The organism is Chimaeribacter arupi (assembly GCF_002858805.1).
Lineage (GTDB): Bacteria > Pseudomonadota > Gammaproteobacteria > Enterobacterales > Enterobacteriaceae > Chimaeribacter > Chimaeribacter arupi.
Window position 1 is genome coordinate 56,511 of sequence record NZ_PJZI01000017.1, and the last position, 25,007, is coordinate 81,517.

Consider the following 25,007-nt stretch of genomic DNA (forward strand, 5'->3'; position numbering starts at 1 on the left):
GACATGAGTGCACAGGCGATGGCGAAGCCGCCGCGCCTGATGCAGGACACCTTCAAAGGATGCGTTGGATGAAATCAGTGATGTCGTCAGCGGCGACCCGGCATTTTTCCGGTGAGGGGCGGATGATCAGCAGTTCAGCATAGCCATTGAGCATGGCGCCTAACTGCCGGGTGGTGCGGGGGACATCAACCGGGCGGAAATCACCTTTTGCGACGCCTTCTTCAATCATCCCGGCTACCAGCGCGACCCATTTTTCAGTTACCGATTCTGCCAGCTCAGCATACGCCGCATTATGCACCGCCAGCTGCCAGAGAGAGCTGTAAAGCTGCCACACGGCGTCAGGTTCATCGGGCAGATAGTTGGCAATCAGTAACCTGAGTTTTTCATGCGGCGTTCTGCCTGCGAGCTCCGCCATAAAGGCGTCCAGCTCGCCCTGCATGTAATGCGCCATCGAGGCGATGCACAGCGTCTGCCAGTCACTGAAATAGTGGTAGACATGGCTGCGGGAGATACCCAGGTGCTCCGCCAGGTCACGCGTTGTGACTTTCTCAATACCCCGTTCAATAAACAGTGCGGCCGCGCCCTCCAGGATCCGGGCTTTTACGTTTTCTTTAGCTTCTTTCATTCTTGCTTCCGCATTGACATTGAGCAACTGCTCAAATAGGCTGTTTTTCCATTCTTGAGCAACCGCTCAAGATTCATTTTATCAGAAACCTATCACATGCAAACCGTTAATACCCCGTCGCTGACGGCGCCTCGCAGCGCCATGCAGACGTTGAAACTGCTCGGACGCCAGCACGGTAAAAAACTCATTCTGACGCTGCTGCTGGTCGCCGCAGAGAACATCATGTATTTGCTTTACCCGTTGCTGGCAGGCTTTGCCATTAACGCCATTACCGAAGGCCAGGCGCTGCATGCGGTGCTGTATGCCGCGATGGTATTTACCATGTGGGCGATCGGGGCCGCCCGGCGGAGTGTGGACACGCGTACGTTTGCCCGGATTTACGCTGAACTGGCGGTGCCGGTGATCCTCGCGCAGCGTCAGGAAAACCACAGTTCCTCGACGATTGCGGCGCGGGTTGCCCTGTCCCGTGAGTTTGTGGATTTCTTTGAAAAACATCTGCCGGTACTGGTGACGTCGTTGGCTTCAATTACCGGGGCAGCGGTCATGCTGCTGATACTCCAGTTCTGGACCGGGGTCACCTGCCTGGCGATTTTAGTCTTCTTTGCGTTTTTCCTGCCGGGCTTTACGCGGAAAAACGAGGCGTTGTTTTTGCGGCTTAATAACCGGCTGGAGAAAGAGGTGAATTTCGTCAGTAACGCCGCCTCGTCTTCGCTGATGCGCCATTACAGCGTGCTGGCCAGTTTGCGCATCCGCCTGTCCGATCGTGAGGCCGTGGGGTATCTCTCTATCGGCATCGTCACCGCCGCTTTGTTTGCGTCCACCATCCTGACCATGACGTTCGCCGGCGGACAGGATGCCGGCCACATCTATTCGGTAATAACCTACATGTGGATGTTTGCTATGAGCCTGGATGACGGCCCACAGCTGCTGGAAAAGTATTCCCAGCTCAGGGACATCGGGAAAAGGGTAAATACTGGCCTGGTCTGATCGTTATAGCCACAGTGCCGCGCTTATCATCGGCGCGGCACTGTGGCTGTTCCCTACGTTATTTTTTTATTTAATACCTTGATTATAAATCAAATAATATAAAATAATTATGAAGTATGAGTTATGAAATCATACTTCATAAGTATTTTCCTGATTTGGCCGGCCAGACGACACCGTTTTTTATTGTTTTTCTACAGGTTAAACAGACGAGGTTTTTTTGTATAAAACTCTCTGTACGTTGTAACTATATTGTTATATACGTGACACTAGAGGCGTTGTCGTGTTGCGCTGTGGTAGTTATATTGCTGAATCCGTTGATTAACCCGCTATCGCGTTAATGCGATGCCGTTTTGGAGGAAGAATGGAAAGTCTGTTTGTTTATGGAACGCTGGGCCCTGGCCGGCCGAATGCGCATATCCTGGAAAACATTGGCGGGTCATGGGAGCAAGGGCATGTTGTCGGCTCTCTGCAGGAGAAAGGCTGGGGTGCGCAAATGGGCTATCCCGGCATCGTGCTTGATGACTCAGGCAACCGTGTAAATGGCTTCCTGTTCTCTTCTGAGAATCTGTCACATCACTGGCAGACACTTGATGAGTTCGAAGGGCATGAATATGAGCGGGTGCCGGTCGATGTTGTGACCGAAAACGGGCTTACCGTTAAATCCTGGCTCTACATGCTCAAAGCGTAACATCGCGATTACTGAGCCAGGATGAAAGCCACCTGCAGGCGACAGGTGGCGTTTTGAATTTTCCTAACCCGGCGGTTTATCTTAAGCCGTTTTTGAAAAATTGTTCAAACTTGTCGAAGGGGATCTTGCCGGCAGCGTTGTCGTACAAGTCCACATGGTTGGCCCCAGGAACGATCACCAGCTCTTTCTGATGGCTGCCGACCGCTTTATAGGCGTCTTCGGCAAAGTAGCGTGAGTGTGCCTTTTCACCCGTTACAACCAACGTAGGGATGGTGATCTCAGGTGCATAGCTAAGCAACGGCATATTCATAAACGACAAGGGCATGGTGGCATTCCACGCGCCGTTCGAGTTTACAGAGCGCTCATGGTAACCGCGCGGCATCCGGTAATAATCAAAGAACTCTTTCAGGATCGGGTTTGGGTTTGCAGGTAACGTTTCCGGCAAAATACGCTCAGACGTGCTTACGTGGCCATTCTTGTCCACGTAAAGATCGTGCCCACCGGCTGCAATCGTTCCGCTTTCAGCATCCTTCCAGCGCTGCGCGTTCAGATACTGCAATACGGCACGGCGATCGGCCGTTGAATAACGGTCTTTCCCGTCGCCGACACCATGACCCATCGCGCGGCTCATGTCATACATCACGCTGGTCGCGACCGCTTTTACGCGTGTGTCCATCGCGGCCGCATTCAGTGCCATCCCGCCCCAGCCGCAGATACCGAGTAATCCGATCCGGTTGCGATCCACTTCTTTTTGTAAACCCAGGAAATCAACTGCCGCGCTGAAGTCCTCGGTATTGATATCCGGAGAGGCCACATTGCGGGGAGCGCCGCCGCTTTCCCCCGTGTAGGAAGGGTCAAATGCCAGCGTCACAAACCCCTTTTCGGCCAGCGTCTGGGCATACAGGCCGCTGGATTGCTCTTTGACGGCACCAAATGGGCCGCTTAAGGCAATCGCCGCCAGTTTGCGTTCACCCCGGTTTTTGGGGAGGTAAAGATCCCCAACCAGGGTGATCCCGTAGCGGTTCTGGAAGGTGACTTTGCGATGCTCAACGTTGTGGCTTTCAGCAAACGTTTTATCCCATTTTTCTGTCATCGACACCGGCAGGTTCGGATTAATGGTATCAGCATAACTCATGGTAGTGACTCCACTTAATGATGCGCATAGCAGCATGGCAGGTATAACGGCTGTCAGTTTCCTGGCGAAAGCATTCATGAAAATTCCTCTGAAAAAACAAGATGCAGATACAGGTTTCATACGGACAACACTGCTGTGCGTGGTTGCAATGGGCTCAGTATAGTGAGCAGGAATAGTGCTGATTAGCGGGGGAAAGCTGCTAGAATTCATAGCATATTGTTATAAATAATCGTGCCGCGATGAACTTCCTTCGTGGCCGGATAGCCGGGGGGCGCGTTGATGGCGAAACGGGAAAACTATAATGAGCTCTACCTGTTTATGCAGGTGGTACGGGAAGGCAGTTTCACCGCTGCGGCACAACGGCTTGGGCTGGCACAGTCAGGCGTCAGCCGTTCTGTTCGTGAACTTGAAGAAAGGTTGGGTGTGCGGCTCCTGGTCCGCACCACGCGCAAGCTGTCGTTAACCCAGGCAGGTGAGCAGCTCTACCAGACAGCAGAAGCCGGATTTGATGCCTTAGATTCAGGGCTGGCCACGCTGGCGCACTATCGGGATACCCCGTCCGGTACGGTCCGCATCAACGCCAGTCAGCACGCGATTGATAAAGTGCTTTTACCGAAGCTGGCGATAGTTAAACAACGTTACCCCGATATCAGGCTCGAACTCATGAGTGAAAGCCGGTTCGTCGATATCATCTCAGAGCGTTTCGATGCCGGTGTGCGGCTGGGCCCGGAAGTGGGGCAGGGCATGGTTGCGGTGCGCATTACACCTGACATGGAGATGGTCGTTGTGGGCACGCCCGAGCATTTTCGTCGTTACGGCTTTCCACAAACGCCGGCAGATTTAGTGGCCCATCCCTGTATCGCTTACCAGTTTGCCGACGGCTCGCTGTACCAGTGGGAACTTAATCATGACGGTAAAAAAATAACGCACCGACCCCAGGGGCAGTGGATCTTTTCTGACAGCTATATGGAAGCCAAAGCGGCCAGGTTGGGGCTGGGGCTGGCTTATGTCCCGGAGGAACTGGTGGCTGATGATATAGAGCATGGGACGCTTATCAGGACATTACAGCGTTACAGCCAGCGCCTTGAAGGCTCATTCCTCTATTACCCTCATCGCCAGGTATCGCCTGCATTAAGGGCCGTGATCGATATATTGAAAATCTGACGTTCAGTTCACCTGGTAACACGTTGTAAGTTATCCACCGGATAGATCATTTAATAAGATCAAAGAAGATCAAGTAAGAACAATAAAGATCACCACCTCTGTAACTTAATGATTTTTATCACGAATATTGCCCTTACGGTCTTCACTTTCATGCATTATGTCTCCACTTTCATGAGGAACATCTTTACTTTCATGCATTGGGTCGCTACTTTCATGCCTCTGAAGTCTTCACTTTCATGAAGAAACCCTGCATTTACACAACCGATGTGAATAAATGGAAAAATGAATAATAACAATGATATAGATAGTCCTTTTTCGATTATTAAAAAAGACTCAGGCACAAGTTATGAACTGATCCCTAACAGCCACAAGACGGTTCAGCCTGTGGCGTTGTTACGCTTAAGTGTATTCACGCCGGTGGCCCCCAGAGAAAAGGGTAAACGTGATTTCATCATTGATGCTTCGGAGGAATTAGGCAGCCTGGAAGTTGCCAGGCAGGAAGGGTATACCAACATCCGTATCCAGGGTGCAAAACTGAGCATGTCGACCGATTTCAAAACCTGGTTAGGCATTATTCAGGCTTTTTCAACCTACGGATATTCAACAGAAAAAATCACATTACCCTTTACAGAATTCGCTAAAATGTGTGGGATAAAATCAGCGGATTTGAATGCCCGTTCCCGTAAGCGTTTACACGATTCCCTGTTCAGCCTCTCGAGTGTCACCCTCGCGTTCAGCAGCAAAGATGGCAAGAAATCCATGTTCACCCACCTGGTGCAACGCGCGATCCTTAACATGAACACAGATACGGTTGAGATTGTAGGTGATCCCAGCTTATGGGAGCTTTATCGGTATGATCATAAAGTCCTTTTAGGCTTAAAAGCGCTGTCTGAGCTTTCCCGCAAGGAAGCGGCCCAATCGCTGTATATCTATCTGGAGAGTATGCCGGCAGGGGTGTTATTTATCTCCATGAAGCGGCTGCGGGAACGCTTGTCGATGGAATCAGCCATCAGGATACAGAACGCCACTATCCGGCGGGCGTTGGCTGACCTGGCTAAAATAGGTTACCTGGATTACACCGAAATAAAAAAATCACGAGAAATTCAATTTGTTATGCACAGCAGGCGCCCCAAGCTCCAGACGATGCAGCGGCATGAGTCGTGACTTTCATGAACACAGGCTGGGAAGTCTTCACTTTCATGCAACCCGCCTTTCATACATCTTCACTTTCATGCAACCTGTCTTTTTTCCGCCCCTGTTGAGGGAATTTTGCGCTAAAGCGCCCTGATTAAACCGTGCCCTTCATGAAAGTGAAGACTTGTGAGTCGTTGCGCAGGATCCTTGCTTACTCCCCTGGCGCTTTCATGAAAGTGAAGACTTTCCCCCGATGACGTTTGTCGTCACCAATAAAAATCAAACGCACACTCTGAAGCCGCGTCACCCGACATTGTTGCACGTGATAAACCGGCGTAAACCGGATGTTCACGTGTTTCCCGTTCTTAGATCCGTTGTATATATATTGATTGCACAGCTTATTTGCCTCTATGCCTGTCACGAACCGCAAAATGAAATAGCCTTCAATTCTAAGGGCGGATAGGGTGTCAGCCTAAAAAGCAAACATTTGCGCGTGAATAAGGGTGATCAGGTATTTATTATTCAAAGACTCGCCGCTGAGGCACAGCTTCTACTGAACGTCGATGAATTTAGGTTCTGGAAGAACAGAAGGCGTTGAATCCATATATTGTAACCAGTTTAACCACAGGTCATGAATACGCAGCCCGCGGATTTCAATCTCTCTCTGGGCACTCATGATATTACGGATTGAGCCTTCTTCCCAATCGGTATACGTGGCATCCATGGCCTTAACCCGCAGCTCATCCCAGGCCTTACTCTCAGCATCGTAAGCATCCAATGTTTTTTGAGCATGGTCATGAGAAGCTGGATCATCCAGGCCCGAGGCCACTCTGTTACGCGCGGCCTCCTCATACCTGGTTTGTATCGCTTTAATTTGATCGACTTTGTCAGCAATACAGTTATTCATGTCTATGGTGGTGATTTTAGGATTATCGCGGCACGCCAGCTGGAATGTCTCGACATTGTTTTGCTTGCTGCTCAACGGCAAATCACCGGCCATCGCGATCCCGACATACCCGATAAAAACAGTCAAAAAAGACGCGCCATACAGTAAAGGCCGCATATCCCTATTTACCTTTTCAATGAAACGTGAATGAAAACATCAAATCTTGTCTGGTATGACTTTAATCCGTTATCCTCTTTTTTGACAGCTCTTGGAATAGACTGACATGATTCCGTTCATCTTTTGACCCATGCATTCAGTTAATCAGCCTGACAAAGGTGAATAACGTTCTCCTTTGCAGTGTCTCTGTATACCTCTCCCCTGTTTGCTGTAAGGGCGTTATTGCTGCATATCCTATCACCGCATAAAACCCGCCTCAGCGGGATGTTAACGCGTTTTCCATGATAGGTAGGTCAACGGAAGGGGTAAGCTAAAAAACTGCACTGCGTACGATTGAGGGCGTTTGGCAGGGTGCTTTGATATGCTCAGGAGACTTTCCCACCTTCCGCAGCAAAACGTACCCCGGCAGTCCTGTTCCGGGGCATACCGGTTCAGTGCACCAGCAGATCGCTGAGGAAGCGGCGCGCGCGGGCGTGTTGCGGTGCCCGGAAGAAGGTACCCGGCGTGGCTTTCTCCAGGATTTGCCCCTGATCCATAAACCAGATGGTATCGGCGACGTCGCGGGCAAAATTCATTTCATGCGTCACACACATCATGGTCATGCCCTCCTGCGCCAGGCCACGCATTACATTGAGCACTTCACCCACCATTTCCGGGTCCAGCGCGGAGGTGGGTTCGTCAAACAGCATCACCGGCGGTTTCATCGCCAGCGCGCGGGCAATGGCGACGCGCTGCTGTTGCCCGCCGGAAAGCTGCGCCGGGTAGGCGTTGGCCTTGTGCGACAGGCCCACCCGTTCCAGCAGCATCCCCGCATGTTGCCGTGCCTCTGCACGCTTCTCGCCCAGCACTTTTACCGGCGACATCATAATGTTTTCGATAACTGATACGTGCGGGAACAGGTTGAAATTCTGGAACACGAAGCCGATGCGTGTGCGCAGCGTGTTCAGCCGTGTGCTGCTGCCGTGGATATCGATGCCGTCGAACAGGATCTCGCCCTGCTCAATCGGCTCCAGCCGGTTTACGGTGCGGATCAGCGTCGATTTGCCGGAGCCGGACGGCCCGCACACCACCACCACTTCGCCGGTTTTGATCTCAGCGCTGACATTGGTCAGAGCCTGATAGTCGCCGTACCACTTATTGACCTGGTTGAACATAATCATCGGGCGCATGGCTGCTCCTTATTGGGGTTGCGTTTTGCTGAGCACCAGGGGTGCCACGGCGTCACCGGCTATTGGGCGTTCATTGCGGCGTTTATGGGCGATATGTGCCTCAAGCCGGTTCGCCAGCCAGGTCAGGCTGCAGCAAATGAGGTAGTAACTCAGTGCCACGATGGCGAACACCTGAAACGGCTTGGTTAACAGCTGGTTGCTGACCTGATTGGCGGCATAGGTCAGTTCCGGCACGTTGATGACATACCCGAGCGTGCTGTCTTTGATGATGGAAACCAGCTGGCTCACCAGGCTGGGCAGCGTGTTGAACAGCGCCTGCGGCAAAATCACCAGGCGTAGGGTTTTCATATGGCCCATGCCCAGCGCGCGTGATGCTTCATACTGGCCGGAAGGCAATGCCTGAATGCCGCCGCGCACGATTTCAGCGATATAGGCGCTCTCATAAATCACCAGCGTGCAGAGCATGGTGGTGAAGCCGCTGATGGTATGGCCGATCAGCAATGGCACGCAGAAATAAGTCCAGAACACCACCATCATCAGTGGGATGCCGCGCAGCAGATATACCCAGCAGGCGGCGGGCCAGCTCAGCCAGCGCCACGGCGACAACCGCGCCAGCCCCAGCAGCACCCCCACCGGAAAGGCCAGCAGCACCGCCAGCAGCGACAGCAACAGCGTACAGAGCACGCCGCCGAGCGGGCCGCTGGGGTATTGCCCCATCAACAGCAACAGGCCGTTGTCATGCAAAATGCTGAATATCTCAAACATGGTGGTTACCTCGCATAGGCACGCTGAAAGCGGCGCGCCAGCAGGGCGCCTGCGCCCATCAACAGTAAGGAGAAGGCCAGATAACCGGCAGTGGCGATCACATAGGCTTCAAAAGTGCGGAAGGTCTGGTTTTCAATGTCACGCGTGACGTAAGTGAGATCGGCCACGCCAATCACCATCGCCAGGCTGGTGTTTTTGAACAGCAACACGCTGTGGTTGATCACGGACGGCAACGCATTGCGGATGCCCTGCGGCAGGATCACCAGCCGCATCGACCGAACGTAGCCCATGCCCAGCGCGCGGGCGGCTTCGGTCTGGCCTTCCGGGATCGCCCGCAGGCCGCTGCGGATGTCCTCAGAAAAGTAGGCTGCCTGGCATAACCCCAGGGCAAACAGCGAGAACAGGAACTCTGCGTTGAATTCATTTACCCACATCTGCACCGCTTCCGGCAGCAGCGTCGGGATCGCGAAGTACCACATCATCAGCTGAATCAGCGTCGGTACGTTACGGTGGTAGGAGACATAGGCCGATACCAGCCATTGCGCGCTGCGGCGGCCGGTCAGGCGGATGACCACCAGTATCAGCGCAATGAACATGGCCAGCAGCCAGGCACCCAACGCCAGTTCCAGCGTGACCACCGCGCCATCGACGATCATCCGGCCATAGTGGCCGCTCATCACGGTGCTGAAATCGAGTGCCATGTTGGTTTCTCCTGATCAGTTCAGGCTGTCGCCGGGGCGCAGGGTGGAGAGGCCCCCCGGCACCTGAAGGGTCGGCATGATTTCGATATTGCCGATATTGACGGCAATCGGTGCGGAAATGGCGAACGCCACGCAATCAGCGATATCGCTCGCCTGCGGCAGTTCGAAGCCGTCAATAAAATGGCGGCGGGCCTCTTCATGGTTGCCCGACACGTTGCCGAAAATGTCCGTGGCCACCCGGCCGGGGCAGATCTCCGTGACGCGTACCCGTTTGCCGCAGCAGTCAACGCGCAACTGGCGCGACAGCGCATGAACGCCCGCTTTGGTGGCGTGATAGACCGAATTGCCGTTGAAGTTGTAGATCGCCGCGATAGAGGTGATGTTGATGACGTGGCCGCAATCGCGCGCCACCATGCCCGGCACCAGCAGGCGGCACAGGTGCAGCACTGCGCGCAGGTTGACATCCACCTGGGTATCCACCACGTGCTCATCGGCCTGCAGAATCGACCCAGGGTGGGATACCCCGGCATTGTTTACCAGAATATCGACCTGCAGATCGCGGCATAAGGCGGTCAGGGCGGCCAAATCCGCAACGTCAATCGCATGGGGAATGCAGCCGGTGCGGTCGGCCAGCGCCGCCAGGTGCTCTTTGCGCCGGGCCACCGCATGAACGGTGATGCCTTCGCGGCACAGGCGTTCCACAATCGCTTCGCCCATCCCGGCGGACGCGCCGGTGACCAGCGCAACGTTGTAATCAGAAAACGGCATCTCAGCTCTCCTTGGTAGGTTGCGCGATGCGTCGCGCAGTCGGTTACTCTCTGTTTTTTGACTCTATGCAGTTATGCCCGGCGGGTATAAGACATAAACGCACTGAGGGGATAAGGCTGACTTATAACGCTCAGGGCTGTGCAGCGATCAGCACGATCGGGCTGCCGAATTCCACTGCCTGCCCCTGCTCCGCCACGATGTGCGCCACCACACCTGTGGTCGGGCTGCGCAGCGGCAGGTAGAGCGCGCCCACTTTGAGCAGCGCGAGCAGCTCGTGCTGTGTGACCCGCTGGCCCGGCTGGATCCAGGCGGCATCCTGTTGCGGATGGCGCAGCAGCACCCGGCCCGGCATCGGCGCAGAAAGCGGCGTAACGTCAGGCGGGGCGTTTGCACCGGAAGGCGCAGGCTTGCGGAGTTCAAGGGGGAAAGGAGCGCCTCCGGCAACGGCGGGGCGTGCCGGGTAGCGCAGCGTCAATGACCAGTGGCCATTGTGCAGTTCAATTTCATGCAGCCCCGATGCGTGCATTTTTTTCGCCAGCTGGCGAATGTGACCAAGGGCGAGCGTGTCTTTTTCCATATTCCCTCCATTGCGGGCCGGCGGTTGACGTGCGCGGGGCCAACCTCCCCCACGCCGGAGCAGCGACTCTAGCGCGGGACGGTTTCTCTTCCGTAAGAGGCTTTCGTGTTAAGGCAATAAGCGGTGCTTATCACCCCACCAGGGTAAGCGGGCGGTTGTCAGCGGTGCGCCGGGCCATCAGCTGCAACAGGATCTCTTTGACCGCCTCCGCCGGTTGCGATAACGGCAGGTGGTCAGACATACAGAACGACAGCGAGGTTTGCACGTCCGGGTCGATGATTTTCGCTATCCAGGCATCGGCGGCTTTCACCATGCCGCGCGCCGCCGATTCCGGCATGATGGTGCAGCCCATGCCCGCCGCCAGCGCGGCATTGAGGGTGGTCTGGGATTCAATTTCGCACTTTACGCGGTAGGCCAGCCCGGCGTGGATAAAGGCGTCATCGGCAACTTTGCGCATGATGTTGTAGATGCGCGGCAGGAACAGCTCATAGCGCGCCACCTCGGCCAGGCGGATCTCACGTACCGGTTCAGCCAGCAGATTGGGGCAGACGAAGTAAAGCGCCTCTTTCATCAGCGGAATGAAGCGCAGCCCGTGGATATTGCGGTTGTCGTAGATCACCGCCATGTCCATCCGGCCATTCATGATCAGCTCACTGAGTGTGGTGCCGAAATTTTCATTGAAGTAGAGCACGATGCCCGGATGCTGCCGGTGCACCTCCGCCATCAGCGGCAGTGCGAGTTGCTGGGCGGCAGTGCCGGGTGCCAGCCCCACGGAAACCTGGCCGGACAAGGCCCGCCCGGCGCCGTCAATGGCGCTTTGCGCCTGGTCGCACTGACGCAGGATCGCCTGGGCGTGGGCATACAGGATGTTGCCCGCCTCGGTCGGCGTTACCCCGCGCTTGGTGCGGATCAGCAGTTGCTGATTAACTTCGCCCTCCAGCGTTGCCAGCTGCTGACTCAATGCCGGCTGGGCAATATGCAGGATATCTGCGGCCTGCGTCAGGCTGCCGACATCCACAATCTTGATGAAGTATTTCAGGCGACGAAGGTTCATGGGCAGGATCTCATGTCATAACGTGTTTTTATCACACGCAAGATCGGTGCCAGAACGCCTTATCCGGCAGAGCCGCCGGGCGCGCGGCCTTTGCCCAATGGCCAGCCGGAAAAGGCGGGACGGGCTGCACCAGCGCGGTGCGTTGCCCGGCGCGCATTATTGCATTGGGTTATGTCACCACAGGAAAGCGCTATTATCCGCCGCCGCCGCCGCCGCCCTATGCTCGGTCTGAACTTTGCTGCCGCGGTGGCGTTCACCCGCGGCTTTCTGACCTGCCACCTGGAATGAGTGCGCCATGCCTGATATTGCCGATCGCTTAACCCATGTTTCTGTCTCTGCCTCCGTCGCCATGACGCAAAAAGCGCGTGACCTTGCCGCGCAGGGCGTTGATGTCGTCGGGCTTTCCACCGGCGAGCCGGATTTCCCGACGCCGGAACACGCCACAGAGGCCGCCTATGCCGCCGCACGCGCGGGCGATACGCGTTACCCGCCCACGGACGGCACGCCCGCCTTACGGGCAGCCATTCAGCGTAAATTCCTGCGTGATAACGAATTGCATTACGATGTCAGCCAGATCCTCACTGCCGGCGGTGCCAAGCAAATCATCTTCAATGCCATGATGGCGACGATCAATCCCGGCGATGAGGTGGTGATCCCGACGCCCTCCTGGATCAGCTATGCCGATATCGTGAGATTTGCCGGCGGGACGCCGGTGCCGGTGGCCTGCCATGAAGAATACGGCTTCAAACCGCTGCCCGCCGATCTCGACGCGGCGATCACGGCCAAAACCAAATGGCTGCTGATCAATTACCCCAGTAACCCCACCGGCGCGGTAGCGACGTTTGATGAGCTGCGCGCAATAGCGGAGGTGGTGCTGCGTCATCAGCATGTCTGGGTGCTGACTGATGATATTTATGAGCACCTGATTTATGACGACGTGACCTTCTGGACGCTGGCACAGGTTGAGCCGCGCCTCTTCGATCGTGTCCTGACGGTGAACGGTGTATCAAAAGCCTATTCCATGACCGGCTGGCGGCTGGGTTTTTGCGGCGGCCCGGCAGCGTTAATCAACGCGATGAGCAATGTGAACACCCAGAACAGCGGGGGCGTCACCACGCTGACGCAGGCGGCGGCAGTGGCGGTGCTGGAGGGCCCGCAGGATCTGCTGAACGCGCGTGCCGCCATTTACCGCGAACGCCGTGATTATGTGTTGGGCCGTCTGGCCGCGATCCCCGGTGTGCGCTGCCATTCCCCGCAGGGCGCGTTTTACCTGTTTGTGAATATCGAAGGGATTATCGGGAAAACCAGCGCGGCGGGGCGCAAACTCAATAACGATGCAGATTTTGTGATGGCATTGATTGAGGAGCAGCATGTGGTGACGGTGCCGGGCGCGGCTTACGGCATGAGCCCCTATTTCCGGCTCTCCTACGCCACCAGCATGGAACGGCTGCACACCGGCTGCGATCGCCTCGCGGCGTTCTGCGCAGGCTGCCGTTAATCAACCAGGGGGCCGATGTGGCCCCCTGCGGGTTATTGGGCCAGTACCTCAGCGGCCGGTGCAATGCTGTCGCCGTTGGCGTTGATTTCACTGCGTACCTGCCTGGCCAGTTCGACTGACCCCGGCGTATCGCTGTGGATCAGGATAGAGCGCGCGCGGATCGGCAAACGTTCCCCCTCAAGGGTGGTGACGGTGCCCTGGTGTAAAAACTGGCGTACCCGCGCCCGTACCGCCTGTTCCCCGGTGATGACTGCCCCCGGCACGCCGCGCGGCACCAGCCGGCCATTGGCATCATAGGCGCGGTCAGCGAGAAACAGTGTCAGGGTTGGCAGGCCCGCGGCGGCGGCGGCGCGTTCAATCAAAGTGTCGGGCTGCGAGAAGATAATAAGCGTCGGGTCGATATGTGCAATCGCCCGCATCACCTGCGCTGCCAGCGCGTCGTCACGGTTGATCATCGTACCCATTGCCGCATGGAAACTGACATGCGCGACCCGCGCGCCTTCCGCCTGGGCGATGGCTCGCAGTGCACCGATCTGGTAAATCACCTGCTGGCAGATCTCTTCCGGGCAGTAAGGCAACTCTTTGCGCCCGAACCCCTGCCGGTCCGGGAACCCCGGATGGGCACCGATGCCGACGCCGTGCGCGTGCGCCAGCCGTACCATGCGCGTCATGATCGCCGGGTCGCCGGCATGAAAGCCGCAGGCGATATTGGCCGATGACACCACCTCCATCAGCGCGGCATCATCACACAGCTGATAAACCCCAAACCCTTCGCCCATATCCGAATTGATGTCAATTTTCATACGGTTATCCTGTTAAAACCCTGCTGCGGATGAATACAGTGTGACGCTGTCGCGCACGGTCGCGAGCCAGTGTTCCATCGCCTGGCGGGCCGCTATTGCGCCCTGCGCGTCAGTCTCGACCAGCTGGATTGACTGGCCGGGCTGCACCTGGCCCAGACGCCACAAATCCTCTTCAATAACACAGGCGATTTTCGGGTATCCGCCTGCGGTATTGGCATCACTGAGCTGAATGATCGGCTCCCCGGCGGGCGGCACCTGCACAATGCCGGGGATCAGGCCATAGGAGCGCATCTCCACCGTTTCTGACGGCAGAACCGGCTCTCCGGCCAGCCGGTAGCCGGTGCGGTTACTCTGCCGCGACACCTGCCAGGGCTGTTGCCAGAAGCGTGTGGCATCCGCGGCAAACAGGGCATACTCCCCTGAAGGGATGGCGCGGACGTTCACCAGCCCGGCGCGGTTACGTGTAAACGCCTCAGGCATTGCCTGCTCCGGCGGCTCAATACCGATGCCGCCGGGCGGCAGCGGCGCGGCGGTGGGGGTGCCGGTAGTGAGCCTGTCGCCGCGTTGTAACGGGCGACCCTCAAGGCCGCCAAAGCTGCCGCGCAGTGCGGTACTGCGCGACCCCAGCACCTGCGGTACATCAATGCCGCCCGCAATGCACAGGTAGCCACGGGCGCCGTGGCGCGGGTAACGCATCTCCAGCACCTGCCCGCGTTTCACCGCACAGCCCCACCACGCCGGCAGTTCGATACCGTCCAGCCGGGTACGGCAGTCTGCGCCGGTCACTGCAATCGCAGTATCGGCAGTAAAACGCACGCGAAACGGGAACATCTGCACTTCAATCGCGGCGGCATTTTCATCGTTACCCAACAGGATATTCCCGGCACGCAGTGCCAGCGGGTCCATCACGCCGCTCACGGAAACCCCCAGGTGACGCCAGGTAAAACGCCCCAAATCCTGCACGGTATTCAGGGCGGCGCTCTGTTCAATCTCAATCACAGTTCAATCCTCTCCGGCAGGAAGCGTACGGTATCACCGGGTGCCATCAACGCCGGGCTTTCCGCCCAGGGATCAAACACCGCAATATCGGCATAGCCGATCGCATTCCAGCCGTTCGGCCCGGTCAGTACTGACACGCCTGCCTGCGGGCCGCCGATCGTCACGGTGCCCTTCGGCATATTGAGCGACGGCACTTTTTTACGCGGGGTGGCCAACAGTGGGTCGAGGCCGTGGAGATAGCCAAACCCCGGTGCGCTGCCGATAGCAAACACCGTGTAATGGCCCTGATAGTGGCGGCGCACCACCTCCTGCGCGCTGAAGCCGGTATGGCGGCATACCGCGTCCAGATCGCTGGCGTGTTCCCCGCCGTAGCAGACCGGGATATGGATGAGCTTACCGTTGGCCTCTACCGCCTGTGCCTGCTGCCATAGCTGGTGCAGGCGATATTCAACCACTCCGGCATCAGGCGGGGTGGCGCGAAATAACACCAGCAAATTGGTGACACCGGGGATCAGCGATTCCACGTCGTCACACTGTGCCAGTGCCCGCGCCAGTGACCAGATACGGCGCTGGGCGGGTAAGTCAAACGCGCCGGTGGTTTCGGCCAGCCAGGCACGGCTGCCCATGGTGGAGAGCTTCAGGCCGGTTTTGCCCTCCGCCGGGGAGAGGATGAGGGGGCGCGCTGCAGCGCGTGACAGCACCATGATTATTCCAGTGGTTGGAAGTTCAGGCTGGCGAGCGGCTGGACGCGCTCCTCACGCACCATGTTGTATTCGGTGCCCGGCCCGATCCAGGTCGCCCAGATTTTGTCGATGGTGCCGTTGTCATCCATCGCTTTCAGGCTGGTATTGACGTTCGCCAGCAACGCCGGCTCGTCACGCTTCATGCCGACACCAATCGGCTCCAGCGCCATCGGCTCTTTGATCATCGCCAGCTCGATGCCGTCTTTTTTCGCCTGATTGATCATTTTGATGGCTGTCATGGTGTTGGTGACGAAGCCCACAGCTTTGTTCTGCTCCAGCGCCAGGAAAGCGGACGCGGCATCCTGGAAGGTCACCGCTTTGCCGCCCTTGAGATGGATCGACTGCTCAGAGGTGGTGCCTTTGGTGGCGCTGATGCGTTTGCCTTTGAAATCCGCCAGGGTTTTATCCGCGTTCGGCTGTTTGACCAACAGCATCTCTTTCGCCACGTAGTACGGATCGCTGAACTGGATCTGCTTGCCGCGTGTTTTGGTGTACGCCAGGTTCGCGATCAGCACATCTGCGCGCCCGGTGGCGATCACCGCAATACGCGCTTCGACGGACGTCGGCATCAGCATGGTTTTCACCCCCATTTGCCGGCCCAGCGCGTGGCAGAGATCAACATCCATGCCTACCAGCTGGCGGGTTTTGGGATCGGGTGAAGAGAAGGGTGGCACATCGGAGTAGACAGCGCATTTCAGTTCACCGCGTGCTTTCACATCAGAGAGTAAATCCGCCTGGGCTGACGAGAACGCCAGCAGAGCGGGCAGGGCCAGCGCAAAAGGCGCGCATTGCTTGAGTGTCATTCGGGATCTCCCATTAGCACCGGATAAGGTGTTAACCGACTATATCGGCGTTACGTTATGGCCGGTAAGAGGGAAACCGTGTCGGGAGATAGGGGATTTATATGACCGGGAAAAATAAGCAAAAACTATCCGGGCAGAACGAAATTATCTTAACCCTGCGCCAGGCCTGCGACCTAAGGTACGGGGGCAAAGCGTGTTCCGCGCTCTTTTTCCAGTTAACTCTGCGGGTAATACCATGAATGCCAGATTGGGGATTTCACTAAAAATACTTTCAGCACTCTGTGCAACCCTGATGCTGGCTTGCGTCAAAGGGTTGCAGGGAACAGTCCCTACCGGCGAGGTGATTTTCTTCCGGTCATTCGTGGCGTTGATCCCTTTGCTGATTTGGCTGAAAAGCCAGGGCTGCATCCTTGAGAGCATTAAAACCAGCAATATCGGCGGCCATTTGATCCGGGGGTTTTCCGGTACCGGCGGCATGTATTTTAACTATATGGCGCTGGTGTATCTCTCTCTGGCTGATGCCACTGCCATCAGCTATGCTGCGCCGTTATTCACGGTGATCATGGCGGCGCTACTGTTGAAAGAGAACGTACGCTTTTCCCGCTGGCTGGCAGTTGTGGTGGGTTTCGCCGGGATCATCATGATGCTGTCAGCGAATCTGACTGCCGGCAGTGCATTTTTCACCCTGCAAGGCGTTTCTGCCGGCACGGGTCTGGGGGCGTTATTTGCCCTGGTTGCTGCAATGTGTTCGGCAACGTCGAATGTGCAGATCCGCTTTCTTAATGGTATTGAGAAGCCCGGTGCCATTGTTTTCTATTTTTCGCTGATGACCACCCTGATTGGGCTGTTCACCCTGTTTTTTGGCTGGGTGATGCCCACGCCCCATCAGTTGATCCTGTTAATCGGCTGCGGTTTTTTTGGCGGTATGGCGCAAATCCTGATTACCCTGAGCCTGCGTTATACTGATGCCTCACTGCTGGCACCGTTCGATTACACCACGTTGGTGTGGTCGATGGTGATTGGCTATCTGTTCCTCGACAGTTTGCCCGGCCCCTCGACCCTGATTGGTGCATCGATTGTAGCATTGGCAGGTATCTTTACCGTCTGGAGCGATCAGCGTCAGCGCAGGGCGCAAGTAATACGTTCTTCATAAGCGGGGCGCATTCCCCTTTCGGTACGCCTTTTCTCGCTTAACGCTGCCCGGTTATTTTCCTGATGAAACGCCTTTTATTGCCACGTTCCTGCACCTTCAGCCCTCTGTTGAAACGGGTTATCCACTTATCCACTGGATAGATCCTAAAATAGATCCTAAATAGATCCTATAAAGATCCTAAAAGATCACCGGGCATATAATAATTTGATTTATCTGAGGAAAAAGGCACTTTGGATTTGTCTGTTCATGGTAAACGTTGGTCTGTTCATGGTAAACATTGGTTTATTCATGGTAATCATTAGTCTGTTCATGGCAAAGTGTTGGTCTGTTCATGGTAAAAGCCATTTTTACTCACCGTTGAATTATAGGATGCAGGGCATGAGAAAAGACAGTGAAATCATGACAATAAATGATGCGTTGGTCTTTAATGTTGATACGGAAAAGAAATCTTATCCACTGACTCCGACTGCTAACAGGACTGTCCAGCCTATCGCCCTGATGCGCCTGGGCGTTTTTGTGCCTGCAGCCAGAAATAAACCTGTCCGCGGTGGATCTGTGATCGATGCGTCTGACGATCTGAGAGAGCTGGAGATAGCCAAATCAGAGGGGTATACCAGCATCATGATCCGCGGTAACCGCCTTGATATGAGTACAGATTTCAAAACCTGGATAGGGACGATCAGGGCATTCAGCAAATATGGGGTGAACTCCAACAAAATCGAGTTGCCTTTTACCGAGTTTGCCAAACTGAGCGGCATCGCGGTTGATGATATCAACAAACGCTCCAGAGACCGTTTTTTCAATTCTCTCAACCGTTTAGCGTCAGTCGTGATCTCGTTTAAAAATAAAAACGGTACGAAAGCGTTCATTACGCACTTACTCAACAATGCGTTGTATGACATTGAGAAAGACACCATCGTGCTGGAAGGGGATGCGCGTCTGTGGGAGCTGTATGCCTTTGACCATAAAGTTCTTTTGCAGCTGAAAGCTATTCAGGCGCTGCCGCGTAAGGAATCTGCCCAGGCGTTGTATGTGTACATCGAAAGTATGCCGAGCGGTTTTATCAAAGTGTCGCTGGAGCGGTTACGCGATCGCCTGAACCTGACGTCGAGCATCGGCACACAAAACCTTGCCGTGCGTAATGCCATGAAAGAGTTGGAAAAAATCGGTTATCTCACCTATTCGGAAGTGAAAAAAGAGGGCGCGGTTTATTTTTTAATCCATTCCCGCCGCCCGGAACTGCTGCCAGGCGAGTAGCCGCGCATTAGTCGGTTCATGGTGGATTTGTCTATTCATGGTGGTGTTGTGCCTGTTCATGGCATTCCGCGATGGAGTGGACAATTTCCCGGCTAAAAAATGTGATGAAGCGCACTCTACCATGAACAGACCAATCGCGATGGGGCTTCAACCGGCAATTCATCCTCCTGCCGGCCATCACTGCCATGAATAGACGAATCCTCATCAATCAGAAACCCCGCGTTACCATGAATAGACAAATGCTCATCCTGCTGCTTTGAACGCTCACCTGCTTTGGGTCATTGCTCTTTAGCCCGGTTGATGCACTTGTCCGCTGCCCGGCGCCTCGCGGTTGATCCCCTTATCCGCAGCAGGGCTGCTGGCAGGTTGGCTTACCAGGTGTTACAGGCAATCACCCTATGAAACACCAGGTGTCGCTGTAAATCACTGTGGAAGGTGTTTACCCGGCATTAAGCAGCGCGGGTAGGGTGTGAATTAAGTATTAGGTGAGAGCCTACTTATTCTTAATAAAATAAGAATAATTATCCCCGACCATTTTCTGATAGGTGGAACCTTCTATGTTGATAAGTCCAGCGCTATTTAGAATTAATGCATTTTAAGCCCCCAAAAACCTGGGGGGCGCATACCTGACGAGTTGGAGGGGCGTATTAAATTGCGACTTTAAAAAGCGAAGTGATCTGACGCTCATCAACGGAAAGGATGAAACCTGTTGCAAGCGACAGGTACATAAAGAATGGTGAGAGATTTTCATCGTATGCTTTAAAAAGCATACGGGGTTATGAGCTACCTTTTATCAGCCTCAGAGTGCATTGATGTGTGTTAGATCATGTAAAATGTACACTACATCATGCTTTACTGTGCGTGGCATCATGTAGAAAGTGTTATTTAACCTACGCGAATAGATGTCATCTTATTCAGAGAAAATAGTTATACCTGCTGAAGGAACAGGAAACATAAAAATGGATAATGTACTGATTGGTAACCGTTTTTTTATAAATGCATTAAACAGCAATAAACTCACTGGCCCTAACCAACATGCAGCAACGTCAGGTTCGATGGTGCATCCGGCTGTGTTGCTGTGGTTAAGCATATTTGTCCCAGGCACACAGACGGCGGTAAACGGTGAAAAACACCGGGTTGATGTGTCTGCTGCGCTGTCTTCATTAATGCTTTCACATCATGAACGTTATGATCAGATACAAATACGGGGAGAGCGTCTTAATATTCTTACTGATTTTTCTGTATGGATGGGCATTATTGCCGTGTTCAGTGAACAGGGTGCACAGACAAATACCGTGACTTTACCTTTCCCTGTCTTCGCCCACCTATGTGGTTTTGAATCACATGAAATTACGCAACGGTTGCGCTTACGTATTTTTGAGGCGTTAACCAAAATTGGATCCAAGGTTATTCAATTTCACCGCCGCAAAGATGGGAAAAAATGCTTTACCCACATGCTGAAAAATGCAGAATTTGATCCCAGCACAGACACTTTAACACTACAGACTGATGAAAGGCTTTGGGAGATTTATTAACCGGGTGCGCTATCCAGTTATTATTTTATTCCTGATGAATTAAAGGATAAATTTAATTCAATAACAAGGTGTAACATGCGTTAATCCCTGCTCAAGATGAGTTGGCGGTGTTACACCCTGCATTCAGATAATAACTTGTTGAAAAGACAATCTATCTCTGATAAAACGTTGCTGCCCATGTTTTTTAGTTACATCATACTTTAATGTTAAACCCCATTATCAACATCGCCTGATTACTCCGCGGCACATTATAAATTGCTCACCGGCTGCACCTGAAGTTGCTCATGCAAGCAATGAAAATGATAAGCCTCCTTTCTGGCGGCTGGCTGTCACTGTCCATGTTTATTATGCTCTGCTTAACAGACATCCCCCTTATTCAGGATGCACCAACCGGATATTCTTCTCCTTAAACGCGGCGAGCATCCCGGCGGGCAGGGTGCGCTCCACCACCAGCACCGCGATGTCTTCACAGGAAGCAACGGAGTAACGGGCGACGCCGGGGACTTTTTCCGCGGTCATCGCCATGATCACTTCGTTACTGCGTAACATCACCGACTTCTTGAACGCCGCGTCCTCGTAGTCGAATACCGTCATGCCCTCTTCGGCGTCGAGTGCGCAGCCGCCCAGAAACACCTGATCAAACGCGATCTGCGCGGCCTGCTGCTGGGCGGTAATGCCCACGCTGCCGCCGCTCTGCCTTTGCAGGCGCCCACCCAGCATAATGACGTCACAATGCGGGTGCGCCATCAGCGCAACAGCAATGGCAGGGGTATTGGTGACTGCCGTGAACGCCAGGTCATCCGGCAGGGCGTGGGCAAGGGCCAGATTGGTCGAGCCGGCATCAATGAAAATACAACTCCCGGCTTTCACCAGCTGCGCGCAGGCCGCGCCGAGCCGTGCTTTTTCAGCGCTGCCCTGTTCAGTGCGGGCCGCCAGATCACCTGACGGCGGCACGATGCTGACAGCGCCGCCATAGACTTTTTTACACACTCCTTCCCGTGCCAGCTCCTGCAAATCACGCCGGATCGTATGTTCAGAAACCTGCCACTTCTCCGCCAGGTCAGCACATACCACCCGGCCTTCCTGAACTAATAATTGCCGAATCAGCGATTGCCTCTGTTCCGGGAAAGCTGCATAATCGAGCATGATAACTCCTGAAATACGATATAAAGAATCATAAACGAGCACAAATTATCACTGTACGGTAATTTGTCAACTGAATACTCCTTTCACCTCAGGAACGCCATCATGACTATGTCTTTGCCTGATATCGCTTTTTTCCATGAACTGACTAATGCTGCGGCCAAAGAAACCCTTCCGCGTTATCGTTCCAATGAAGAATTGTCCGTCAGTACCAAGCCGAAAGAGGGCTATCGGTTTGACCCGGTTACAGAGGCCGACCGGGCAGCGGAGCGGGTCATGCGGGCGTTGATTGGCCGCGATTACCCCAGCCACAGCATTATGGGCGAAGAGTACGGCACCACCGGCGAGGGGCCATACCAGTGGGTGCTGGACCCGGTGGACGGCACGCGACCTTTCCTGTGCGGGTTACCGGTCTGGGGCACCCTGGTCGGGCTGATGTATGAAGGCCGCGCCGTGATGGGCATGATGAGCCAGCCATACACCGGCGAGCGTTTCTGGTCAGACGGCACCCGCTCCTGGGCCAGCAGTGCCCACGCCATTACCCCGTTGCAGACCCGGAAAAACCTCGCGCTCGATCAGGCTATTCTGCATACCACGTCGCCGGAACCGATCGCCCGGCATCCTGAGATCCACTTCACTGCCCTCGCGGAAAAAACGCTGATGACCCGTTATGGCGGAGAATGCTATGCGATGGCCATGCTGGCGGCAGGGCGGATCGACATCTGCGTCGAGTTCGGGCTTCAGCCGTATGACATCGTGGCGCTTATCCCGCTGATTGAGCAGGCCGGTGGGGTCGTGACTACGCTTGATGGCGGGCGCGCCGAGCAGGGCGGTGCGGTGGTGGCCTGCGGCTGCCCGGCGCTGCACCAGCAGGTACTGGCCGTGCTGAACGGCTAACGCGCCTGTCTGTATCCCACTTTTTAATGGAGAGCATGAGGTTATGCCTGATTATACCGACATGATGAAGGAACAGTGTACGCAGGGCCTGCCTGCCGTGCGTGAACAGCGGGCGACGCGGGCAATGTTTTTTATCGCCGGTTTTGCCACCGCCGGGTGGGCGGCTCTGGTACCGTTTGCCAAACTGAACACCGGCGTCAATGACGGCACACTCGGGCTGCTGTTGCTGTGCCTCGGGGTGGGCGCGCTGGTTGCCATGCCGTTGACCGGCCACCTGACCACCCGTTTTGGTTGCCGCGCGGTGTTAATCATCTCAACGCTGCTGTTCAGCCTGATTTTACCGTTACTCGCGGTGCTGCCGGAGACCAGTATGCTGGCGTTGGCCCTGCTGGTATTCGGCATGGGGATGGGCACCACGGATTGTGCGATGAACGTGCAGGCTATCCTGGTGGAAAAGTCCGCCGATAAACCGATCATGTCGGGTTTCCACGGCTTTTACAGCCTGGGCGGCATTGCCGGGGCCGGGGCGATGAGCGGTATGATGTCGGCCGGGGTTTCCCCTTTGTATGCCAGCATCGCGATCGCCGCGGTGTCCGTGCTGTTGCTGGTCACCCATATCAGCGGCTTGCTCACCTACGCGAACCCGGCGGAAGGCCCGGTTTTTGCCTTGCCGCGCGGTGCGGTGCTGACCATCGGCGCCATCTGTTTTGCCGTGTTCCTGGCAGAAGGCACGGTACTGGACTGGAGCGCCGTCTTCCTGAGCGAGCACCGGGCGATGCCGGAAGCGATAAGCGGGCTGGGTTTTGCCTGCTTTGCGGCCGCGATGACCGTGGGGCGCCTCACCGGCGACACCATCGTGTCACGGTTTGGTCGCTACCCGGTGGTGATCACCGGGGCGATAGTGGCGGCTGCCGGGCTGGCAATCGCGGTATTTGTGCCTTACTGGGGCTTCTCACTGGCGGGTTATCTGCTGATCGGCATCGGCTGCGCCAACATCGTGCCGGTGATGTTCTCAGCCATTGGCCGGCAGCAGAGTATGCCGCAGGCCGTGGCCGTACCGGCCGTGACGACGCTGGGGTACATGGGCGTGCTCTCCGGCCCGGCGATTGTCGGGTTCGTGGCGCACGTCAGCACCTTATCCACGGCGTTCCTGTTCATCGCGCTGTTATTGCTGGCCGTGGCCGCGTTGTGCCACAAGGTCAAAATGTGACGGTAGAAGGGCTTTAACGTTTTTGCGAACGTAAGGCGTTCCGTGCGCTCTGCCGGAACGCCTTCTGTGATTGAAGGGCAGGGCGCTTCCTGCGGCGGAAGGGGAATTAATGCCGTTTCCGGATACCGGCGGGTAAATAACGCTGCGGCTGCTGAGGGGGAACGCCTTCAATAAGCTGGTTGATCATTTCAAAACAGTTCCAGGCCAATTGCCGGTTATCCTGCACGACCGTATCAATCTTTACGGAAAGCGCATCATAGAGATAATGGTCGTCAAAGCTGCAGAGCTTTATTTCTGCGTTGAGCAGCTTATGCTGAGAAAGGTACCGGAGCACCCCCTCCTGCAATCCGCAGGCGGAGCAAAACAACGCCTCCGGTAACCGGCCGAGGTGCATCACTAAATCCGCAAACATCTCATAGCCGGAACTGGCATTATAGTGCCCGTGGTTAATCCATTCAGGTTTCACCGCCAGCCCTGCCCGCTCCAGCCCGAGGCGATAACCGGCCAGGCGATCGCGCGTGGGGGAGATCCGGGGTTGCCCGCCAATAAAATAGAATTCACTGACGCCTTCAGCCAGCGCTTCCACCAACCGTGCAGTCGGCTCGATCGATTCTGTTATCACTAACGGCAAACTTGATTCCCCCAGATGCCGGTCAAAAAGCACCACCGGGAGTTGTTTATTGATGCGCTGATACTCGGTGTCATTGAGCATACTTGAGGCCACAATAATGCCGTCTACCTGACGTTGGATGAGGTTATTCACGGCAAGCGTTTCCTGGCTGGTATTTTCATCCGTGCAGGCGATCAGCAGTTGCAAGCCGGAATCACGGCACAGGGTTTCAAGGGCATGGGAAAAAGTGGCAAATCCGTGGTTGGTCATTTCAGGGACCACCAGACCGAGCGTGTGGCTCCGGCTGGAGGTCAGCGATCTGGCGTGAATGCTGGGCTGATAATTGGCCATGCGCGCCACATTCATTACCCGTTCTTGCGTGGACTCAGAGACGCGAAGTTCTTTGCCGCGGCCGCTGAGAACAATACTGGCGGTTGATTTAGACACCCCCGCCATTTGGGCAATATCTTTGATGGTGACGCGCTTGGGTTTATCCACGTGTAAGCAAGCCTGAATGAACACAGGG

The 25,007-nt window shown here is 55.3% G+C and carries 25 protein-coding genes; 10 read left to right on the forward strand and 15 right to left on the reverse strand.

What is annotated here, in order from left to right:
* Window positions 1–52 precede the first annotated feature (52 nt).
* Entirely contained in the window at window positions 53–625 is a 573-nt protein-coding gene (locus CYR52_RS11630) for a TetR/AcrR family transcriptional regulator (protein ID WP_072932315.1), read from the reverse strand.
* 96 nt (window positions 626–721) lie between these two features.
* Between CYR52_RS11630 and CYR52_RS11635 the strand changes: the two genes are divergently transcribed.
* Window positions 722–1,612, forward strand: coding sequence for an ABC transporter six-transmembrane domain-containing protein (locus tag CYR52_RS11635; protein WP_101828627.1), 891 nt, complete (start codon window positions 722–724; stop codon window positions 1,610–1,612).
* Between the two features lie 361 nt (window positions 1,613–1,973).
* Window positions 1,974–2,300: a gamma-glutamylcyclotransferase family protein gene (locus tag CYR52_RS11640; RefSeq protein WP_072932310.1), complete on the forward strand. Its 327-nt coding sequence runs from the start codon at window positions 1,974–1,976 to the stop codon at window positions 2,298–2,300.
* Window positions 2,301–2,376: 76 nt separating this feature from the next.
* Here the strand turns inward: CYR52_RS11640 and CYR52_RS11645 are convergent, their stop codons facing one another.
* Entirely contained in the window at window positions 2,377–3,513 is a 1,137-nt protein-coding gene (locus CYR52_RS11645) for an alpha/beta hydrolase (protein WP_101828628.1), read from the reverse strand.
* A gap of 201 nt (window positions 3,514–3,714) precedes the next feature.
* Between CYR52_RS11645 and CYR52_RS11650 the strand changes: the two genes are divergently transcribed.
* The gene (locus CYR52_RS11650; protein WP_072932388.1) at window positions 3,715–4,599 is read left to right on the forward strand and encodes a LysR family transcriptional regulator; all 885 of its coding nucleotides are present in this window, start codon (window positions 3,715–3,717) and stop codon (window positions 4,597–4,599) included.
* Window positions 4,600–4,881: 282 nt separating this feature from the next.
* Window positions 4,882–5,763, forward strand: coding sequence for a RepB family plasmid replication initiator protein (locus CYR52_RS11655; RefSeq protein ID WP_101828629.1), 882 nt, complete (start codon window positions 4,882–4,884; stop codon window positions 5,761–5,763).
* 520 nt (window positions 5,764–6,283) lie between these two features.
* On the opposite strand, the gene CYR52_RS11660 is transcribed toward CYR52_RS11655, so the two are convergent.
* From CYR52_RS11660 to nac, 7 genes are all read right to left on the reverse strand, one after another.
* Window positions 6,284–6,796, reverse strand: coding sequence for a lysozyme inhibitor LprI family protein (locus tag CYR52_RS11660; RefSeq protein WP_101828630.1), 513 nt, complete (start codon window positions 6,794–6,796; stop codon window positions 6,284–6,286).
* Window positions 6,797–7,227: 431 nt separating this feature from the next.
* Window positions 7,228–7,965 (reverse strand): amino acid ABC transporter ATP-binding protein, encoded by a 738-nt coding sequence (locus CYR52_RS11665; RefSeq protein WP_101828631.1) that lies wholly within the window; start codon window positions 7,963–7,965, stop codon window positions 7,228–7,230.
* A gap of 9 nt (window positions 7,966–7,974) precedes the next feature.
* Entirely contained in the window at window positions 7,975–8,730 is a 756-nt protein-coding gene (locus CYR52_RS11670; protein WP_072932299.1) for an amino acid ABC transporter permease, read from the reverse strand.
* 5 nt (window positions 8,731–8,735) lie between these two features.
* Window positions 8,736–9,431 carry an amino acid ABC transporter permease gene (locus CYR52_RS11675; RefSeq protein ID WP_072932297.1) on the reverse strand — a complete coding sequence of 232 codons (696 nt, stop codon included), beginning with the start codon at window positions 9,429–9,431 and terminating at the stop codon, window positions 8,736–8,738.
* A gap of 15 nt (window positions 9,432–9,446) precedes the next feature.
* Window positions 9,447–10,199, reverse strand: a complete 753-nt coding sequence (locus tag CYR52_RS11680) for an SDR family oxidoreductase (RefSeq protein ID WP_072932295.1) — start codon at window positions 10,197–10,199, stop codon at window positions 9,447–9,449.
* A 130-nt stretch (window positions 10,200–10,329) separates the two neighbouring features.
* Window positions 10,330–10,776 carry an acetyl-CoA carboxylase biotin carboxyl carrier protein gene (locus CYR52_RS11685; RefSeq protein ID WP_072932293.1) on the reverse strand — a complete coding sequence of 149 codons (447 nt, stop codon included), beginning with the start codon at window positions 10,774–10,776 and terminating at the stop codon, window positions 10,330–10,332.
* 130 nt (window positions 10,777–10,906) lie between these two features.
* Window positions 10,907–11,830, reverse strand: coding sequence for a nitrogen assimilation transcriptional regulator NAC (nac, locus tag CYR52_RS11690; protein ID WP_072932279.1), 924 nt, complete (start codon window positions 11,828–11,830; stop codon window positions 10,907–10,909).
* Between the two features lie 295 nt (window positions 11,831–12,125).
* On the opposite strand from nac, the gene CYR52_RS11695 reads away from it, so the two are divergent.
* On the forward strand, window positions 12,126–13,328 hold the full coding sequence (locus CYR52_RS11695) for a pyridoxal phosphate-dependent aminotransferase (RefSeq protein WP_101828632.1): 1,203 nt from the start codon (window positions 12,126–12,128) through the stop codon (window positions 13,326–13,328).
* Window positions 13,329–13,360: 32 nt separating this feature from the next.
* On the opposite strand, the gene CYR52_RS11700 is transcribed toward CYR52_RS11695, so the two are convergent.
* The 4 genes from CYR52_RS11700 to CYR52_RS11715 all read right to left on the reverse strand — a co-directional run bounded on the left by CYR52_RS11700 (window position 13,361) and on the right by CYR52_RS11715 (window position 16,676).
* The gene (locus tag CYR52_RS11700; protein WP_072932274.1) at window positions 13,361–14,131 is read right to left on the reverse strand and encodes a 5-oxoprolinase subunit PxpA; all 771 of its coding nucleotides are present in this window, start codon (window positions 14,129–14,131) and stop codon (window positions 13,361–13,363) included.
* Window positions 14,132–14,143: 12 nt separating this feature from the next.
* On the reverse strand, window positions 14,144–15,130 hold the full coding sequence (locus tag CYR52_RS11705) for a 5-oxoprolinase subunit C family protein (RefSeq protein ID WP_101828633.1): 987 nt from the start codon (window positions 15,128–15,130) through the stop codon (window positions 14,144–14,146).
* A complete protein-coding gene (gene pxpB / locus CYR52_RS11710) occupies window positions 15,127–15,756 on the reverse strand; it encodes a 5-oxoprolinase subunit PxpB (protein ID WP_079205317.1) in 630 nt (209 codons plus the stop codon). Before pxpB ends, CYR52_RS11705 begins: the two co-directional genes overlap by 4 nt.
* Before the next feature lie 80 nt (window positions 15,757–15,836).
* A complete protein-coding gene (locus tag CYR52_RS11715; RefSeq protein WP_072932268.1) occupies window positions 15,837–16,676 on the reverse strand; it encodes a transporter substrate-binding domain-containing protein in 840 nt (279 codons plus the stop codon).
* A gap of 235 nt (window positions 16,677–16,911) precedes the next feature.
* On the opposite strand from CYR52_RS11715, the gene CYR52_RS11720 reads away from it, so the two are divergent.
* The 3 genes from CYR52_RS11720 to CYR52_RS11730 all read left to right on the forward strand — a co-directional run bounded on the left by CYR52_RS11720 (window position 16,912) and on the right by CYR52_RS11730 (window position 20,621).
* The gene (locus tag CYR52_RS11720) at window positions 16,912–17,829 is read left to right on the forward strand and encodes a DMT family transporter (protein ID WP_072932266.1); all 918 of its coding nucleotides are present in this window, start codon (window positions 16,912–16,914) and stop codon (window positions 17,827–17,829) included.
* A gap of 378 nt (window positions 17,830–18,207) precedes the next feature.
* A complete protein-coding gene (locus tag CYR52_RS11725) occupies window positions 18,208–19,086 on the forward strand; it encodes a RepB family plasmid replication initiator protein (RefSeq protein ID WP_101828651.1) in 879 nt (292 codons plus the stop codon).
* A gap of 959 nt (window positions 19,087–20,045) precedes the next feature.
* Window positions 20,046–20,621, forward strand: coding sequence for a hypothetical protein (locus CYR52_RS11730; protein ID WP_101828634.1), 576 nt, complete (start codon window positions 20,046–20,048; stop codon window positions 20,619–20,621).
* Between the two features lie 372 nt (window positions 20,622–20,993).
* On the opposite strand, the gene CYR52_RS11735 is transcribed toward CYR52_RS11730, so the two are convergent.
* Window positions 20,994–21,767, reverse strand: a complete 774-nt coding sequence (locus CYR52_RS11735; RefSeq protein WP_101828635.1) for a DeoR/GlpR family DNA-binding transcription regulator — start codon at window positions 21,765–21,767, stop codon at window positions 20,994–20,996.
* Between the two features lie 102 nt (window positions 21,768–21,869).
* On the opposite strand from CYR52_RS11735, the gene hisN reads away from it, so the two are divergent.
* Both hisN and CYR52_RS11745 read left to right on the forward strand, forming a co-directional pair.
* On the forward strand, window positions 21,870–22,661 hold the full coding sequence (hisN, locus tag CYR52_RS11740) for a histidinol-phosphatase (protein ID WP_101828636.1): 792 nt from the start codon (window positions 21,870–21,872) through the stop codon (window positions 22,659–22,661).
* 43 nt (window positions 22,662–22,704) lie between these two features.
* Window positions 22,705–23,871: an MFS transporter gene (locus tag CYR52_RS11745; RefSeq protein ID WP_394854020.1), complete on the forward strand. Its 1,167-nt coding sequence runs from the start codon at window positions 22,705–22,707 to the stop codon at window positions 23,869–23,871.
* A 106-nt stretch (window positions 23,872–23,977) separates the two neighbouring features.
* Here the strand turns inward: CYR52_RS11745 and CYR52_RS11750 are convergent, their stop codons facing one another.
* Window positions 23,978–24,979: a LacI family DNA-binding transcriptional regulator gene (locus CYR52_RS11750; RefSeq protein WP_072932253.1), complete on the reverse strand. Its 1,002-nt coding sequence runs from the start codon at window positions 24,977–24,979 to the stop codon at window positions 23,978–23,980.
* Between the last annotated feature and the right edge of the window lie 28 nt (window positions 24,980–25,007).